17 protein-coding genes are annotated in these 15,400 nt (G+C 62.5%); 7 read left to right on the top strand and 10 right to left on the bottom strand.

The genetic code is table 11. The features are described 5' to 3' along the window. Positions 1-5 precede the first annotated feature (5 nt). The 3 genes from LRS56_10620 to LRS56_10610 form a co-directional block, all read right to left on the bottom strand. Positions 6-203 carry a hypothetical protein gene (locus LRS56_10620; GenBank protein WDU64870.1) on the bottom strand — a complete coding sequence of 66 codons (198 nt, stop codon included), beginning with the start codon at positions 201-203 and terminating at the stop codon, positions 6-8. Between the two features lie 113 nt (positions 204-316). Then, positions 317-493, bottom strand: coding sequence for a hypothetical protein (locus LRS56_10615; GenBank protein WDU64869.1), 177 nt, complete (start codon positions 491-493; stop codon positions 317-319). Positions 494-571: 78 nt separating this feature from the next. Further along, on the bottom strand, positions 572-1,318 hold the full coding sequence (locus LRS56_10610; protein WDU64868.1) for a hypothetical protein: 747 nt from the start codon (positions 1,316-1,318) through the stop codon (positions 572-574). 253 nt (positions 1,319-1,571) lie between these two features. On the opposite strand from LRS56_10610, the gene LRS56_10605 reads away from it, so the two are divergent. Further along, positions 1,572-2,177, top strand: coding sequence for a cysteine hydrolase (locus tag LRS56_10605; GenBank protein WDU64867.1), 606 nt, complete (start codon positions 1,572-1,574; stop codon positions 2,175-2,177). Positions 2,178-2,239: 62 nt separating this feature from the next. Here LRS56_10605 and LRS56_10600 read toward each other — a convergent pair whose 3' ends face one another. After that, positions 2,240-2,647: a hypothetical protein gene (locus tag LRS56_10600; protein WDU64866.1), complete on the bottom strand. Its 408-nt coding sequence runs from the start codon at positions 2,645-2,647 to the stop codon at positions 2,240-2,242. Positions 2,648-2,787: 140 nt separating this feature from the next. Here LRS56_10600 and LRS56_10595 point away from each other — a divergent pair, with 140 nt between their 5' ends. Further along, positions 2,788-3,066, top strand: a complete 279-nt coding sequence (locus LRS56_10595) for a hypothetical protein (protein ID WDU64865.1) — start codon at positions 2,788-2,790, stop codon at positions 3,064-3,066. A gap of 20 nt (positions 3,067-3,086) precedes the next feature. Here LRS56_10595 and LRS56_10590 read toward each other — a convergent pair whose 3' ends face one another. From LRS56_10590 to LRS56_10565, 6 genes are all read right to left on the bottom strand, one after another. Continuing rightward, positions 3,087-4,025, bottom strand: coding sequence for a DUF4880 domain-containing protein (locus tag LRS56_10590; protein WDU64864.1), 939 nt, complete (start codon positions 4,023-4,025; stop codon positions 3,087-3,089). Continuing rightward, entirely contained in the window at positions 4,022-4,531 is a 510-nt protein-coding gene (locus tag LRS56_10585; GenBank protein WDU64863.1) for a sigma-70 family RNA polymerase sigma factor, read from the bottom strand. The genes LRS56_10590 and LRS56_10585 overlap by 4 nt, the downstream gene beginning before the upstream one ends. Before the next feature lie 228 nt (positions 4,532-4,759). After that, complete coding sequence (locus LRS56_10580) at positions 4,760-6,307, bottom strand: MFS transporter (protein ID WDU64862.1); 1,548 nt, start codon at positions 6,305-6,307, stop codon at positions 4,760-4,762. A 14-nt stretch (positions 6,308-6,321) separates the two neighbouring features. Beyond that, a complete protein-coding gene (locus LRS56_10575; protein WDU64861.1) occupies positions 6,322-7,539 on the bottom strand; it encodes a cytochrome P450 in 1,218 nt (405 codons plus the stop codon). After that, positions 7,539-8,216 (bottom strand): HAD family phosphatase, encoded by a 678-nt coding sequence (locus LRS56_10570; protein ID WDU64860.1) that lies wholly within the window; start codon positions 8,214-8,216, stop codon positions 7,539-7,541. The genes LRS56_10575 and LRS56_10570 overlap by 1 nt, the downstream gene beginning before the upstream one ends. Then, positions 8,213-9,250 carry a ScbA/BarX family gamma-butyrolactone biosynthesis protein gene (locus tag LRS56_10565; protein ID WDU64859.1) on the bottom strand — a complete coding sequence of 346 codons (1,038 nt, stop codon included), beginning with the start codon at positions 9,248-9,250 and terminating at the stop codon, positions 8,213-8,215. The genes LRS56_10570 and LRS56_10565 overlap by 4 nt, the downstream gene beginning before the upstream one ends. A 285-nt stretch (positions 9,251-9,535) precedes the next feature. Here LRS56_10565 and LRS56_10560 point away from each other — a divergent pair, with 285 nt between their 5' ends. The 5 genes from LRS56_10560 (at position 9,536) to LRS56_10540 (ending at position 15,393) form a co-directional block, all read left to right on the top strand. Then, complete coding sequence (locus LRS56_10560) at positions 9,536-12,229, top strand: TonB-dependent receptor (GenBank protein ID WDU64858.1); 2,694 nt, start codon at positions 9,536-9,538, stop codon at positions 12,227-12,229. Positions 12,230-12,246: 17 nt separating this feature from the next. Further along, on the top strand, positions 12,247-12,906 hold the full coding sequence (locus LRS56_10555; protein WDU64857.1) for a class II aldolase/adducin family protein: 660 nt from the start codon (positions 12,247-12,249) through the stop codon (positions 12,904-12,906). Positions 12,907-13,192: 286 nt separating this feature from the next. After that, on the top strand, positions 13,193-13,990 hold the full coding sequence (locus tag LRS56_10550) for a transporter substrate-binding domain-containing protein (protein WDU64856.1): 798 nt from the start codon (positions 13,193-13,195) through the stop codon (positions 13,988-13,990). Continuing rightward, a complete protein-coding gene (locus LRS56_10545) occupies positions 13,983-14,726 on the top strand; it encodes an amino acid ABC transporter permease (protein ID WDU64855.1) in 744 nt (247 codons plus the stop codon). The genes LRS56_10550 and LRS56_10545 overlap by 8 nt, the downstream gene beginning before the upstream one ends. Continuing rightward, the gene (locus LRS56_10540; protein WDU64854.1) at positions 14,716-15,393 is read left to right on the top strand and encodes an amino acid ABC transporter permease; all 678 of its coding nucleotides are present in this window, start codon (positions 14,716-14,718) and stop codon (positions 15,391-15,393) included. The genes LRS56_10545 and LRS56_10540 overlap by 11 nt, the downstream gene beginning before the upstream one ends. Positions 15,394-15,400: the final 7 nt, after the last annotated feature.

The following is a 15,400-nucleotide window of genomic DNA, read 5'->3' as shown; positions in this document are numbered from 1 at the left end:
CCCGATCACGAATCAGGATGCTCACTCGCGACCGAATCGGCGGCGTCTACATCCGACATATCTTCTTCGAGCGGCGCATCGTCTTCCGGCGGCAGCGGAATTTGACCTTCGTCGCGTTTCGGGTCGGGGCCGGTTTCGTTGTCCGTGGTGCGCGTTACGGCCTGCTGGGATTGGTTGCCGGGGGCTTTTTCGTCAATGTGCATGCTGTTTCTCCAGTCTGGCGCACGGCGGTGCGCTTAAAGATCAGAGACAGCCAGCCTTGCAGAGTGCCGGGCAATGGACGAACGGCGGAAACCACCGACGCCCAGGGGTAGCCTTATTCCTTGGTCGACAGGAAAAACGCCCAGGTAAAAATAATGCCCATGACCACCGGTTTCACCAGGTCCGTGACCGGTACTTGCCCGGCGAAGGCCCTCCACCCCGTGAGCAGGAACCCAAAGATCGAGAGGACTACGGCCAGCACACACCACAGACGCATAGATTTCGGAAGCATGGTTTCATTCCTTTGAAGAGGGCCCGATCCTACGGCGCCAAACTGCGTCGTAGGGGCCAATGGATGCATATTTTCGCGTCAGAATTCTTTCACGAAAGTCACGGCAGAGCCCATTCGCGATAGGTCTATTAAAAACATAGCGGCCCCTATCGTTTCTAGAATCATCAACGCTAAAAGTGTCTGCCACTCGAACGAAACAGAAGCAAAAGCCTGGGGACGAAGAAGTATCCCAGTTAGCAAGGTTCCACATAAAACAATATGAATTGGAAACACCAGCCACAAGACAAAGCCGATTGTGTGATAACGCCCTGTGTTTTGATCTTTCAAACTAAACGACTGACCAGACCAGACAACATTGTTATGACAATACTTAAACAGCTTTAGAAATTTATCCACATTAGTCTTATGACCCAGCACTTGGCGCGCTGCCAAAACATTCGCATCTTTAATACCATACAGGTGTTCCAGGCCGTCTTGAATTTTGGCATCACTCCATCGCAAGTGCCCTGCCTTAAACTTGACTTTCTCTGCCCGCAGATTCTTTTTGTAGGCCGTTATCCAACGGTAGAAGGGTATAAGCAACCCCATCACTAACAAGGCCACCCCCAGGATTTCTATCGTTCCAAAGCTGCTACCTGGCGGGGGCGAACTGGCTTTCTTCAGGATCATTGTTTGAAACGCATACAACAAAATATCTTTCCAGCCAAACGATATAAGACCGATACCTAACAGCATCAAACGACTTGACGTCGTACCAAAAACAAAATTTGCCGCACGAGCTAGCAGTGCGCCGAAGTCGATTTTCGTCTGGTTCAAATTTGTCATACACCTGCGTCCTTTGCTGATTATTCCTGGCTCTATAGGTTTTCGACGAGTGCCTCATGACACCCATTCGAAGAAAGGGGTATTGCCGAACAAAAAACCGCCGCCCTGATTGGCAAAAGGCGTAATCCTAATTGCATTGTGCCCTTGCATCAACAGCCGCCGCACGGCCAGCATCCGCTACCAAACAAATCCCCCCATCGCTCGCGCCTGATCTACGATTAACGACCTACGGCCTTCCCATCGGAGAACAACCATGAACCCGCATGCCACTGCCCTTGTTTTGATCGAATACCAGAACGACTTCACCACTGAAGGCGGCGTGTTCCACGACGCCGTCAAAGGCGTCATGCACAGCACCGACATGCTGGCAAACACCGCAACCACGGTGGCACAGGCGCGCAAGCTCGGCGTGAAGATCATTCATATGCCGATCCAGTTCGCCGAGGGCTACCCGGAGTTGACCACACGCTCCTATGGCATCCTCAAAGGCGTCGCCGACGGCAGTGCGTTCCTGGCTGGCAGCTGGGGCGCCGAGATCACCGATGCGCTAAGCCGCGAGGCCGGCGATATTCTGGTAGAAGGCAAGCGCGGGCTGGATGCGTTTGCCACCACCGGCCTGGACCTGGTGCTGCGCAACAATGGCATCCACAATCTGGTGGTCGCGGGTTTCCTCACCAATTGCTGCGTCGAAGGCACGGTGCGCTCCGGGTATGAGAAAGGCTACGACGTGGTCACGCTGACCGATTGCACCGCGACCTTCACCGACGAGCAACAACAGGCGGCGGAGAACTTCACCCTGCCGATGTTTTCCCAGACGCTCAAACACACGCAGTTCCTGCAGGCATTGACCGCCCAATGAAAAAACCGGCGACTCTGCAAAGCGTCGCCGGTGTTTTCGTTATGCCGCCTGCGCGTACTGCATCAAGGCACCGTCACAGCAGCGCTTTGGCCCGTCTCGATATCACGAATATCGTAGCTCCAACGGTCCATCGATGCTTCGCCGTACAGCCCGTAGGTACGCCCGCCGACCAGGTTTACCGTCTTGCCAAGCGGCGCGCTGTAGCCCTGGCCGATCGCCCAGGTGGCTTGCAGCCTGTGGGTGCCGGCGCCCAGGCGGTATTCGTTTTGGCGGCCGAGCCAGAACAGCGTCGACTCGCCATCGATGCGGGTGATCGCCAAATGCTTGTCGAACTGTTGGATGGTCGCGACCTCGGCGCCGGGTTTGCCTTCGGCGCTCTGGTGTTCGTAATGAATACAGCCGCTCAGGCCAGCAGCGGCGAACAGCAGCGCGGCGCCGCGCAACACAGTGTGCAGGCGTGTGGTCGGCATGGTTTCAGTCCCTTGAAAAAGGCGTGATCCTAAGGGCAATCGGCAGCAGAATCCAGGCAAAGCGCTAAACCCGCATGAACTGGCAGCGAAAAAAAGTAACATCCCAGGCTCTGCTCAACGACTCATGGAAGACCTGACCAATGAACAAACTGCCTGGCTCCCTGCGCCTCGTGGCCTCCCTGCCGATTTACGCCGCCTCCGTCCTGGCCTGGATCCTCAGCATAAAACCCCCGCTCGATGCAGCGTTCATCTTGTTTTCGGGGTTCTTGACGCCTTATCGAATCGGGCAAGCGCTGGGTAATCTGTTCGCGTGCGCCGTGCTGGCCGCCATTGCCTGTGGCCTGTGGATACTGGCCCGCTACGTGCGCACCTCACAGTGGCGCAAACAGCCCAAACCGGTGAATGCGCCCCTGCCCTGATCCGTTAAAACGTGTGCTGGTCAGCCATTGGCGGCCCCGATCAGCACCACCACCCCGCCCCATTGCCTCACCCTGATCGGCAGGCTTTGTTCCAACGCCTCCAGGGTCTGGTGCGCATCATCCAGCGGAAAGCGCCCGGTTACGCGCAACCCCGCCACCGCTGAGTCGAGGCGCACGATGCCGTTGCGATAAGGCCGAATCGCGTCCACCACGCTGGCCAGGGTTTGGTTGCGCACCACCAGCCAGCCGTCGAGCCAGGCGGTTTCCGTGGCCGCCATGGGCATTTGGGTAAGGATGCGCTGGTGATCGAACAGCGTGCTCTGGTGCATCGCCACCCGTTGTTGCGCACCGCCGTCGAAGTGCAACACCGCGTCAGCGTCAAGGGTCACCAGGCGCACGGCGCTGCCCTGTTCGCTGAGCATCAGCCGGCCACTGCCGGCCGTGATGCGCCCGGCACGCGTGCTGATCTGCAGCGGACGCAGCGCATTCACCAGCATTTCCCCCGCACGCAGTTCAAGGCTGCGTTGCTCGTCGGCAAACGTCGAGACCACCTGGCTGCGGGCATTCAATTTGAGGGTGCTGCCGTCTGCCAGTTGCCAGGTGCGGCGTTCGCCCGTGCCGGTGGCATAGGACTGCCCCGCCCCCTCGAACCGCGATACCCAGCCCACCCCCGCCGCCAGCCCCACCGCGCACAGGCTGGTGCGCAGGAACGCCCGCCGGCTGCTGGGCTGCTCGAGGCTGCGCAACAGCTGCGCGCTGGAGCGCCCGCGCCACGGCGACGCCTTGAGCTGGTCCAGGCCGGCGATCAGTTGCTCGTACACCCGGCGATGATGGGCCGAGGTTTCACGCCACTGATCCAGCGCCTCCTGCTGCGCGGCACTGAATTCCCCGGACTGGATCTGCACCAGCCAGCCGATGGCCTCCTCGGCCACCGGGTCGCTCAAAGGCTGTTTGCTCACTCGCTCAACCCCAGGTAGCAGGCGCGCAGGGCCTGGGTCATCAGTTGGTGGATGCGCCCCAAGGACAGCCCCAGCCGTTCGCTGATCTGCGTGTACGTCATGCCATCGAGCTGGCTGTGCACGAACACCGCCTTGGCTTGCCCCGACAAGCCATCCAGCAGGCGGTCGATGGCCAGCAGGCTCTCGATCAGGATCAACTGCTCCTGGGGCGACGGGTGCACGTGTTCGGGCACTTCGGCGAGGATCTGCAGGTAGGCCCTTTCCAGATCGCGCCGCCGCCAGCTCTCGTACATCAGGCGCTGGGCGATAGTGGTCAGCAGCGCACGCGGTTCACGAATCGCGGTGGGATCGGGCAGCATCCATACCTTGAGGAAGGTCTCAGCGGCGATGTCCTCGGCACTATGGCTGCAACCGGTGCGGTACGACAACCGCGCACACAACCAGCTGTAGTGCTGCTGGAAAATTTGCCCGATAAGGCGGGTCTTGAGCAAAGCATTCGGGTCCATAGGTCCATAATTCTCATGGACTGCACACGCCAGCGGACAAGTGGTGGTGGGCCTGTCGGTTTGAGGTAGACCTGCATCCGGGCAGGTAAATCCAGTTTGCCCCAGCAGGCATCACCAGATAAAAGAATAAAAAAAACCAACAAACTGCATTTTTTGCATAACCTGCGACAAGCTTCCGGGCGCGCAAAAGCACCGCCTGCGGCCAGCACAGGCGGTGTGAAAGCAGGCTCAGTGCGCGGCCAGTTGCGCCTGCGTCCGCTCCTGTTCACGCAGCGGGCGCACCAGCCAGGTGATCACCACTGTCAACACCAGCAGAATCACCGCCAATGCCCACAGCACGCCGTGGAAGGCACTGTCATAGCCACCGATAAACAGGTTGTGCACGGTGCCGGCCTGGTCAGCGGCCAACGCCTGCAACGAACCCACCAGGTTGCCGGCGGCCACTTCGTCGATCCAACGTTGCAGGGTGCTCGGGTCGGGCGCCAGGCGGCTCAACGTGCCGCGCAACTGGCTGTCGAGCAGGGTCGCCAGAAGCGATCCGTACAAGGCCACGGCGATCGCCTCGCTGCCCAGGCGGAAGGTGTTGAGCAAACCGGCGGCCATCCCGGCCTTCTGCTCCGGCACGGTCTTCAAGGCCAGGCCATCCACCAGCCCGGCAGACAGCCCCATGCCGATCCCCACCAGCAGCAACGGCAGCGCCAATTGCCACAGCACCACACCGACGTGGCTGACCAACGCCAGCGACACCACGCCCACCAGCAACGCAATCAGGCTGGCCTTGAGGATGCCGATGGCCGACACCCCACGCGCCGCCCACTTGCCGGCCAGAATCGGGCAAAACAACATCGGCACCGTCAGCAATAACATCGCCAGCCCGGCATGCGTTGCGCTCAACTGCAACACGCCGAACAGGTAGCTTGGCAGGTAGGTGAGCAACGTCACGAAGCCGAACGAGGCCGCCACGGTGACCAGCGCCAGGCCGACAAAGGGCCCGCTGGCCAGCAGTGACAGGTCCAGCATCGGCTGGCGATGGCGCCGCTCCTGCCAGGTGAACGCGGCCAGCAACACCACCGCAACCGCCACCAGGCCGAGCACGCCCGAGCTGCTCCAGCCCCATTGCGAGCCCTGCACAATGGCGACCATCAGCGCCAACAGCGCCAGCACAAACAACGTCGCGCCCGGCACATCGAAGCGTGCGGTACGCTCAGCCAATTCACCGTCGCGAGTGATCAATGGGCTGCCCAGCAGCACGATCACCAGGGTGACGGCATGTGCCCAGAAAATCGCACGCCAGCCGACGCTGTCCAGCAGCAGCCCGGACAAGGTCGGCCCCAGGCTCACGCCCAGGCCGGCCACGGTGCCGAACAAGGCAAACGCCCGCAGCCGCGCCGGGCCGCTGAAGTGGGTGGACAAAATGGCGATGCCGCACGAGAAAATCGCCGCCGCCCCAATGCCCGCTAGCCCGCGTGCCGCATCCAGCAGCCACGCGCTCTCGGCCAGTGCGGATAACACCGAAGCCAGCACATACAGCGACGCACCGGCCACAAAGCAGCGCTTGCGCCCCAGCCGATCGGCGAGCGCGCCCCACGCCAGCGTGAAGCAGGCGAACGCCAGGTTGAACGCGTTGACCACCCATTGCAGGCTGGTCAGCGGCGCCTGAATATCGGCGCCGATGGCCGGCAGCGCGAGGGCCGTACCGGAGATGGAGCTGGGCACCACAAATATCGCCAGCAGGATGATGGTCAGTAGAGCCGTATCGGCAAAGGAGTTTTTCATGGGTCCTTCCAGGGTCAGGTTGAAGTAAAGCCGTGCACCGGCAAGCGGGCAGGACGGCGCAGGATGATGCCGTCGACCCAGGGCACCTGGTCCGCCGGCACCGCCAGGCGCAAGTTGGGGAAGCGCTGCACCAGTATCTGCAGCACCGTGGTGATTTCCAGGCGTGCCAGGGCCGCGCCCATGCAGTTGTGCATGCCGTAGCCGAACTGCAAATGCCGCGCATCCTTACGGTCCAGGCGAATCGCCAGCGGATCGGGAAATGCCAGCGGGTCACGGTTGGCGGCAAACGCATCGGCATAGATGATGCTGCCCTCGGGGATCAACCCCCATGGCCCTTCCAGGTCCACGCTGGCCAGGCGCGGAAAGGTCGAAATGGTGCCCAGCGGGATCAGCCGCAGCAGCTCTTCGACAGCATCCGGAATCAACCCTGGGTCCTCCACCAATTGCTGCCACAGCTCGGGCGCTGCCAGCAGGGTGTACACCGACTTGGTCAGCACGGTGAGGATATTCTGGTCGCCACCGATCAATACGCCGAGCAGGATGCCCACCAGTTCCTTGTCGTTCAGCGCAGGTTCACTGTCGGCGCGGGTGGCGACAAAACGCTGGATCAGCCCATCGGGAGAGGTCGGCCGTGCGCCGGTGACCATGTCCGTGAGGTAGTTGTACACGCCCCAGAACTGGTTCAGCAGCTCCGGCACATCCGCATCCGACGCCACCTGCACGGTATGGCTGAGCGGCCGGTAATACTCACGATCACTCAAGGGAATGCCGAGCAACTGGCAATCCACCGTCGCGGGGATGTGGTCGAGCACCTGGGCAAACAGATCCGCACCGGGCGCCTGGCGTTGCAGTACATCGAGGCGCTCATGGGTGGCCTGCTCGACCTTGTCGCGCAGCACGGCCACGCCACTGGGGCTGAAGTCCCGGGCGACCACTTTGCGCAGGCGGCCGTGGTCGGGGATGTCATTGTTAAGCAGCAGTTCGGGCGGCGTGATCGTGGGTAAAAAGCTGGCGCCATCCTCTTCGTTGCACGGTGCACGGATCGCACGGTTGTCCAGCAGCAACGCTTGCACGTGCTCGTAACGGGTCAGGTGAAACGCCAGGTGGCCGCTGGGCAGCACAATTCTCGGCAGGCCATTGGCGGGGCTGGCGGGTTGATAGGCCGGCGGCGCATCCAGATGTGGGATACGCGCCACGGTGACCTGCGGTGTGGCAATCACGGCGATATTCATCAGGCAGGCTCCACGGCAGCGGGTAACAGACTCACAGCGGTAAGCCGCTGCAACTGGGCAAGGGCCTGGTGGTTGTCGATAAAGTGCAGCACTTGCCAGCCCAACGCCGCGGCGGCTTCGATGTTTTCCGCCACGTCGTCGATCAACAGGCTGTGCTGCGGCGCGACGCCCGAGCGAGCGGTGGCCACCTGGAAAAACGCCGCGTCCGGTTTGCGGCTGCCTTCCTGACTGGAATCGACGATCAGGTCCACCACCTCATCCAGGCCCACCATGGCCCGCCAGTGCAGTTCCCACTCCACGACATTGTTGGTGAGAATGCCGACACGAAATCCGGCACGTTTCAGCGCCCGCACAGCGGCCACCAATGGCGCATTGGCCGGCACCCCGGCGAACCATTGCGCGCCGAAGGTCGTCAGGTGCGCACGGGACAAATCAATCTGCGGGTCACGGCGGCGCAACGCGTTCGCCAGGCGCGTACCCCACTGCTCTTCGGTGAGCAAGGCGTTCTCCACCGGGGCCAGCATCGGCACCCCCAGCTCATCGGCCACATCGCTCATGGCCTGCTGCAGCACACGCGGGGCCAGGCCGGTCTTGACCTGATATTGCTCGAACAGGGCCGGGATCGGCGGCGACAGCACGCCGCCAAAATCGAACCAGATAAACTGTAAATCACTCATCGCACACCCCCTGCCACCAGGGCCAGGGGCTGGCTCGCAACCACCGGCAGCAACTCCAGCTCGGCAGTGGCGATCACCACCGCGCCCTGCTCCACATCCAGCGCCAGGGTGATACGACCTTGTTCATCGCTGGCCAGGGAGTTGAGGTCGGCACGTACACGCGTCGGCAGGCCAAACTCGCCAAAGCGCGTGAACACCACATGGCAGCGCGACAACAACAATTGCTCGGGGCCGACCTGCAATTGCCGGTCAGCCACCACCAGCGCCACTTGCCGGAAACCCTCGAGCAAGAGCATGCCGGGGATATGGTCCAGGGGGTGGTCGAAGATCGCCGGGTTGTTCAGGTCCACGATCAGCGGCGCCACCAGGCTCTCGGCGCGCTGCTCCAGCTCGCGGCCCAGCACCACATTGTTCAGCCAATGCCGCCCCACGGCGGAGGGGCTCAAGGGTGGCGGTAGCTGCACCAGCGGGTCGGCATCCACCGGGATGGCCGCCAGGCCACGGGCGCGCATCTTGTTCCACGCCGCACTGCTCATCCAGCGAATGCTCATGCGCTCATGCCGTGCGGCAACTTCGCCATTGATGCTCAGCGACATGTTCAAGGTGACGCCACTGCGCTCGCCGTGGCGCAGGTACTCGTCCACGACCTGCACGTCGATCTGCGCGGAGGCCGGGCGATCGCCGACTACCAGCAAACTACGTTCGGTCACGCGGGTGACACTGTCCAGGTAAATAAACTTGTCCTGGGCACTCACACCAAGGAATGCATGGGAAATATAAATCGACGCCTGGCGGAACACTTCAAGCAATAACAGCATGTCGTAGTGTGCGGCGCGGTGAGTATGTTCGCTGAAGTAACTGTGGGTGCGCGGTAGTTGCGCACTGCAACGAAAGTGTCCTTCTTTCACCCACTCTGCGCCGGTAAGGAATACTTCGCTGACGGCAGCACGGTGCACCATGCTGCGTGGCACGGTGTTTTCGCAATGGACGCTAGGCACCGGGCCAAGCGGGTTTAACACTGATATTTCAGACATGGGCATCTGTCTCCTGATGAGCTTTTCCGTAAGCGTGCAGACCGCCGTACGCGTTCGTGAAGTTGAACGTCGTATGCTGTGCGCGGACAACCGGTGCTGGCTGTCAGTACCCTTGTGCAGATACTCCCTTATATTTTCACTGCGCACTTAGATCAGTTTGTTCGAAGCTTATACGCGCAACAAAATCATCTAGAGACCCAACTAATCGGTCTAACTTATTAGTGAAAATCTGCGCTCGAAGTTGCTCAAGGTCGTAAAGAACATCACGACCCGGAGCAGATTTGCATGTTGAAAACAGGATTCACCCTGGCGCCGCTGGCCTGCGCATTGGCCTTGGGCGGCCTGGCGCTGCCGAACCTGGCGTTGGGGCAAAACGCGGCGGCGTCCATACAGTCGGTGATTGATTTCGATATACCCGCAGGCCCACTGGATGAGGTGCTGCTGAGCATCTCCCAGCAAAGCGGCCATCCCATCGCGTTTGACCCGCCGCTGGTGGAAGGCCGTGCGAGCCGTTCGATCCAGGGCCGCCTGAGCCAGGAACAGGCGCTGGACATTGCCTTGAGTGGTTCCCAGCTGGGCTTCAGCCAGACCGCCAGCGGTGCCGTATTGATTCATCGGCTGGCCAGCCCCGGCGCTCCCGCAGCCGCCGTCAACAGCGAGCCATTGGTGCCTCGCTTGAAATCGGTGGAGGTCATCGGTACCCGCCGCAGCGACGTCACCGCCCTGCAAAGCTCGGCCCCGGTGGATGTGATCAGCAGCGCGCAGTTAGAGCGCGCCGGCACCGACAACCTGGCCAAAGCCCTGGAAAGCCTGGTGCCTTCGGTGAACTACCCGCAGGTCAACGGCACCGATGGCGTGTCATCGCAACGGCCGGTGTCGTTGCGCGGGCTGGCGGCCGACCAGGTGTTGGTGCTGGTCAACGGCAAACGCCGGCACGCCTCGGCGTTCGTCAATACCAAGGCCACCCTGGGCCGTGGCTCCCAAGCCGTGGACCTGTCGACCATACCGGTCAGCGCCGTCGACCATATCGAAGTGCTGCGTGATGGCGCCTCGGCCCAATACGGCTCCGATGCGATCGCCGGGGTGATCAATATTGTGCTCAAGGAGCAGGACCACGGCGGTGCCGTGCAAAGCACGTTTGGCCAATACACCAAAGGCGATGGTTTTCGCCGCTCGGTAGGTGGCTGGAGCGGTTTCACCCTGCCCGGTGACGGCTTCCTTACCCTCAGCGGCGAAGGCTTGCGCAGCGAACGCACCTCGACCGACGGCAAGGATGGCCGGCAGTTCTACCCCGCCGGCGATACTCGCGAAGCGGATGCCGACCGCCACTGGCGCTACGGATCGCCAGGCCTTGAGGATTGGAACCTGGCACTCAATACCGGCCTGTCGCTGAACGACGCGGTGGACCTGTACGGCTTCGCCACCTACCAGGACCGCACCGGCGAATCCCAGGCCACCTTTCGCCGCCCCATCGACCCCAACAACCTGGTGGCGGTGTACCCCAATGGTTTTTTGCCGCTGCTCGATGTGCGCTCGCGGGATGCCTCGGCCACCGGCGGGGTGAAGATTCGCGATGAGCAACTGGGGACCTTCGACCTCAGTGCCAACTACGGGCGCAACCGCATCGACTATCACCTCAGCGACTCGCTCAACTCCAGCCTCGGCCCTGCCAGCCCCACAAGCTTCAACGCCGGGGCGCTGGTCAACGAGCAAACCAATATCGGCCTGGACCATGTCAAGGAATTCAAGGTCGGCTGGGGCGCCGGCCCCCTGGTGTTTTCCAGCGGCCTGGCATGGCGCAACGAATCGTATGAGGTGATCGCCGGCGACCTCGCCTCATGGGCCCACGGCACGGCCCTGCCCACTCGCGCCGGTGGCGCCCAGGGCTTTCCCGGCACCCAGGATAGCGACGAAGGCCGCTATGCCCGCCACGTATTCGGCGGCTACCTGGGCCTGGAACAGCAAGTCACCGAGCAGCTGCAACTGGGCCTGGCCGGGCGCAGCGAGCACTACGACGATTTCGGCACCACGACCACCGGCAAGTTTTCCGCTCGCTATGACTTCACGCCCCAGTGGGGCCTGCGCTCGACCCTGAGCAGCGGTTACCGCGCCCCCACCCTGGGGCAGATCGGCACCTCCGCCACCCAGACCGAATTCAAGGCCGGTGACCCCACCGCCTACCAGGTCGGCACCGTCAGCGTGAATACCCCGGTGGCACGCGCCCTCGGCGCCAGCGACCTGAAACCGGAGAAATCCACCAGCCTGTCCCTGGGCGTGGTGTGGCAGCCGATTGAACGGGCGAGTGTCAGCGTGGATGCGTATCACATCCGCATCAAGGACCGTATCGCCCTGTCGGAAACCCTCAGCGGCCCCCAGGTCAGCCAGATCCTCGCGAACCAGGGCTATGGCAACTACTCCGGCGTGAGCTTTTTTACTAACGCGCTGGACACCAAAACCAGCGGCGTCGACGTAGCCGCCCAGTATCGCCTGGACCTGGCGGATGCCAGCCAGCTGACCCTCAACGGCGCCTTCAATTACAGCAAGACCCAGGTCACCGACATCAAGGACAACCCCGGCCCGTTGGCCGGCACCGGCATCACCCTGATCAACCGCGAAGCCCTGAGCTACGTGGAAAGCGCCTCGCCCAACAGCAAGCTGATCCTCGGTGCCGACTGGCGCAAGGGCGCCTGGCAGGCCAGCGTCAACACGATTCGCTACGGCACCTACACCCTCGATTCAAACCTTGGCGAAGCCCGCGACCAGCGGTTTTCCGCGCAATGGGTGAGCAACGCCAGCGTGTCCTACGACATCAGCCAGGCCCTCACCCTGACGCTGGGCGGCAACAATATTTTCGACAGCTACCCGGACAAGATCGACGTGGCCAACCGCTTTGTCGGCGGGCGCGTGGCCTACCAGAGCATCTCGCCAGCGGGTGCCGAGGGCGCCTTCTACTACGTGAAAGCCGACTACCGCTTCTGACCCGACAAGGAGTTCCCATGAGCTTTGATCCTGTGCGTTTTACCCAAGTGTTCGAACACGAATTTGCCCTGGCCAAACAGTTGCTGATCAAGCACCAGGTGTTGTCGAGCAATGAGGCCGGCAACATCAGCCTGCGGCTGCCGGGCGAGGAACGGCTGGTGATCGCCTCGCTCAGTGGCGCCGACAGTGGCGTGGCGGCGATTGTCGATTTCGACCTGCAACACAGCCAGGGCAGCCTCACCGATAACCTCAAGGAAGTGGCGGCGCTGCATGTGGCGATCTATCGCGAGCGGCCGTTGGTGAATGCGGTGATTCACACGCACTCGCTGTACCTGACCGCCTTCGCGATTGCCGGGCGCCCGCTGCGTGCGCATGCCACGCAGTTGCTGGGGGTGCTGGATGAAGACCAGGAGATTCCGCTGACCGCCTGGGGCCCGCGTTATGCGCCGGAGCCGGTGGTGGCGGCGTTGCGTGAACACCCTCGGGCGCCGGCGGCGTTGCTGGCCAATCATGGTCCGTTTGCCTGGTCGGAGCGGGGTGTGTTGGCGACGACGCGGTTGTTGGTGAATCTGGAGGAGGCAGCGTACCTGACATTTCTGGCGCAGCAGCTCGGTACGCCGCAGCCCTTCCCGAGTGGGGCGGCGCAGCGTTCGCGGTTGGGTTGGAGTGCGGCATGAGTGCGGTTGCTGAGGCGCGGCTGTTCAAATGTGGGAGCAGGATTGGTTGTGATGGCGGTGTGTCAGGTGCTGATTTTGGGGTACATATCCGTTGTTTTGGTGATGGCTGGTACGGGTTCCGCCCTTACGGCGGGTCACTTTTGGAAAAGAGCCCCAAAAGTAACCAAAGGGCTCTTGCCCCACCACTCGGCACCTCGCCTGCGGCCAGCGTGGTCGATGGGGCGCTCAGGATCAACAGCGAAGCGCGGCGGCCTTGGAGCCGACCGGTTTTTTTAAGCGTGCGATCTTGGTTGTAGTTGCATTGGGGGCACTGCATGCCCACGCCGAGCCCTTGCTGGAACGTGCTCTTTCGCGTGGCACTCTCAACGTGTGCACCAGCGATGAGTTCCCGCCGTTCAAGACCCTCGACGCTCAGGGCAAGCCGGCTGGGTTGATCATGGATTTGATCGTCGACCTGCAACACCAGCTGTCGGCCAAGGTGGGCCAGCCGCTGAAGCTGCAACTGGTGCAGGTCAACCCGATGAACCGTTTGCTGTTCCTCGATCAGGGGCGCTGTGAAGTGTTGGTCACCTCGCTGCTCGACACTGCGGCGCGGCGGCGGGAGGTGGATTTTGCCAGCCCGGGTTTTTACAGCTCGGCCGCTACGGTGTTTGCGCCCAAGCGCACGGCCGTGCCGGACTGGCAAAGCCTGCGCGGCAAAACCCTGTGCGCGCCGGCTACCAGTGTGTGGGTGCGCCCGTTTGAAAGCCGCTATGGCGTGCAATTCGCCTCGTTCAACGGTACCGCCGAAGTGCGCAAGGCGGTGGCTGACAGCCGCTGTGTGGGCGCAATGGGCGACGATGCGCTGTACAGCGCCCTGGCGCGCCAGCCGGAATGGGCCGACTACGAGGTCAAGTTGCCCGGGCAGGACCCGGCGCCCTGGGGCATCGCCTTGCGCAAGGGCCAGCCCGAGTTGCTCGCGGCGGTGTCGGGCATCGTCGAAGGCTGGCACGCCAACGGCGTGATTATCGGCCTGGAACAGCGCTATGGCCTGGCACCAAATGCCTGGGTGGCGCAGCAACATGCGCGGGCCAGCCATGAATGAGGTCAACCTGCGCCTGTGGCTGGAACAGCATGGCCTGCTGCTGAGCATCCTGTGGGACCCGATGGACCGCCAGCGCTTCCTGCTCGGCCTGGGCCTGACCCTGTTGCTGTCGGTGGCGAGCATTGCGCTGTCGCTGGTGATTGGCGTAGCGGGCGCCGCCGGCCTGGGCTCGCGCCGGGCGTTGTGGCGCAATCTCAGTGCGGCTTACGTCGCGCTGTTTCGCAATACGCCGCTGTTGGTTCAATTGTTCTTTTTCTACTTCGGGGTGGGTGCATTGCTGCCGTTGGTGGATGGCGCCAGTGTGCGCCTGCTCAACGGTACGCAGTGGGCAATCATCGTGATCGCCCTGCACAGTGGCGCCTTCCAGGCTGATAACCTGCGCGCCGGTATCGACGCCGTGCCTCGTACCACCCTCGATGCGGCAGCAGCCCTGGGCATGCAGGGGCGCACCGTGCTGTTGCATATCGTGCTGCCGCTGGCGCTGCGCAACAGCTTGCCGGCGATGGGCAATACGGTGGTGCAAACCATCAAATCCACCTCGATTGCCTACGCGATTGCGGTACCGGAACTGCTCTATGCAAGCAACCGGATCTGGTCGGACAACTTCAACGTCGCCGAGATGATGCAGGTGTTATTGCTGGTCTGGCTGCTGCTGATCGGCGCCAGCAGTTGGCTGTTGCGCCGCCTGGAAAACTACCTGCGCCTGCCCGGCCAGGAGCTGCCCGATGCTGCCTGAACCTACCCCGCTCACGTTGCTGTGGCAGTGGGCGCCGGCACTGCTGCAAGGCTTTGGCTTGAATATCCTGATGGGCATCACCGCCATGCTGGTGGCGACGCTGGCCGGCGTGTTGCTGGGCAGCCAGCAGGTCAGCGCTCACCCGCGCCTGCGCCGCGCCGCCGGCCATCTGAGCCGCTGGCTGCGCAACCTGCCGTGGCTGGTGGTGATGTTTTACGTGGCTTACCTGCTGCCCTATGAAGTGCAGTGGGCCGGGCGCTGGTGGCAGTTGCCGGACTGGCTCAAGGTTGCCCTGGGCCTGGCGCTGCCTGCCATCGGCTACGTGTCGGAGATCGTGCGCGGCGCCGTGCGTGCGGTGCCTACCGGCCAATGGGAGGCCGCCCAGGCCCTGGGCATGAGCCACGGCCAGGCGCTGCGCCACGTGATCATCCCACAGACCCTGCCGAGCCTGGTGGCGCCGTGGATGAACCTGTATTGCGCGGTGACCATGTCCACTTCCCTGGCCAATCTGCTGGGTGTGGAAGAGCTGATGACCACCGTGCAGTCGCACCTCGCCAGCCAATTGCGCAGCGACCTGCTGCTGCCCGCCTACGGCTTGGTGTTTATCGCGTTCTTTATCTACATCTACCCCCTTTCACGCTGGGCCAAGCGGCTGGAACGCGCATGAGCCTCTC

The sequence above is a fragment of the Pseudomonas poae genome (assembly GCA_028869255.1).
GTDB classification, from domain to species: domain Bacteria; phylum Pseudomonadota; class Gammaproteobacteria; order Pseudomonadales; family Pseudomonadaceae; genus Aquipseudomonas; species Aquipseudomonas poae_C.
Note: the sequence above shows the minus strand (reverse complement) of the source record. Positions and strands in the feature narration are given on the sequence as shown.

Bases quoted from the DNA above. Each gene is read 5' to 3' on its own strand.
- LRS56_10620 (WDU64870.1), bottom strand. From the start codon at position 203: ATGCACATTGACGAAAAAGCCCCCGGCAACCAATCCCAGCAGGCCGTA.
- LRS56_10615 (WDU64869.1), bottom strand. From the start codon at position 493: ATGCTTCCGAAATCTATGCGTCTGTGGTGTGTGCTGGCCGTAGTCCTC.
- LRS56_10610 (WDU64868.1), bottom strand. From the start codon at position 1,318: ATGACAAATTTGAACCAGACGAAAATCGACTTCGGCGCACTGCTAGCT.
- LRS56_10605 (WDU64867.1), top strand. From the start codon at position 1,572: ATGAACCCGCATGCCACTGCCCTTGTTTTGATCGAATACCAGAACGAC.
- LRS56_10600 (WDU64866.1), bottom strand. From the start codon at position 2,647: ATGCCGACCACACGCCTGCACACTGTGTTGCGCGGCGCCGCGCTGCTG.
- LRS56_10595 (WDU64865.1), top strand. From the start codon at position 2,788: ATGAACAAACTGCCTGGCTCCCTGCGCCTCGTGGCCTCCCTGCCGATT.
- LRS56_10585 (WDU64863.1), bottom strand. From the start codon at position 4,531: ATGGACCCGAATGCTTTGCTCAAGACCCGCCTTATCGGGCAAATTTTC.
- LRS56_10580 (WDU64862.1), bottom strand. From the start codon at position 6,307: ATGAAAAACTCCTTTGCCGATACGGCTCTACTGACCATCATCCTGCTG.
- LRS56_10575 (WDU64861.1), bottom strand. From the start codon at position 7,539: ATGAATATCGCCGTGATTGCCACACCGCAGGTCACCGTGGCGCGTATC.
- LRS56_10570 (WDU64860.1), bottom strand. From the start codon at position 8,216: ATGAGTGATTTACAGTTTATCTGGTTCGATTTTGGCGGCGTGCTGTCG.
- LRS56_10565 (WDU64859.1), bottom strand. From the start codon at position 9,250: ATGTCTGAAATATCAGTGTTAAACCCGCTTGGCCCGGTGCCTAGCGTC.
- LRS56_10560 (WDU64858.1), top strand. From the start codon at position 9,536: ATGTTGAAAACAGGATTCACCCTGGCGCCGCTGGCCTGCGCATTGGCC.
- LRS56_10555 (WDU64857.1), top strand. From the start codon at position 12,247: ATGAGCTTTGATCCTGTGCGTTTTACCCAAGTGTTCGAACACGAATTT.
- LRS56_10545 (WDU64855.1), top strand. From the start codon at position 13,983: ATGAATGAGGTCAACCTGCGCCTGTGGCTGGAACAGCATGGCCTGCTG.
- LRS56_10540 (WDU64854.1), top strand. From the start codon at position 14,716: ATGCTGCCTGAACCTACCCCGCTCACGTTGCTGTGGCAGTGGGCGCCG.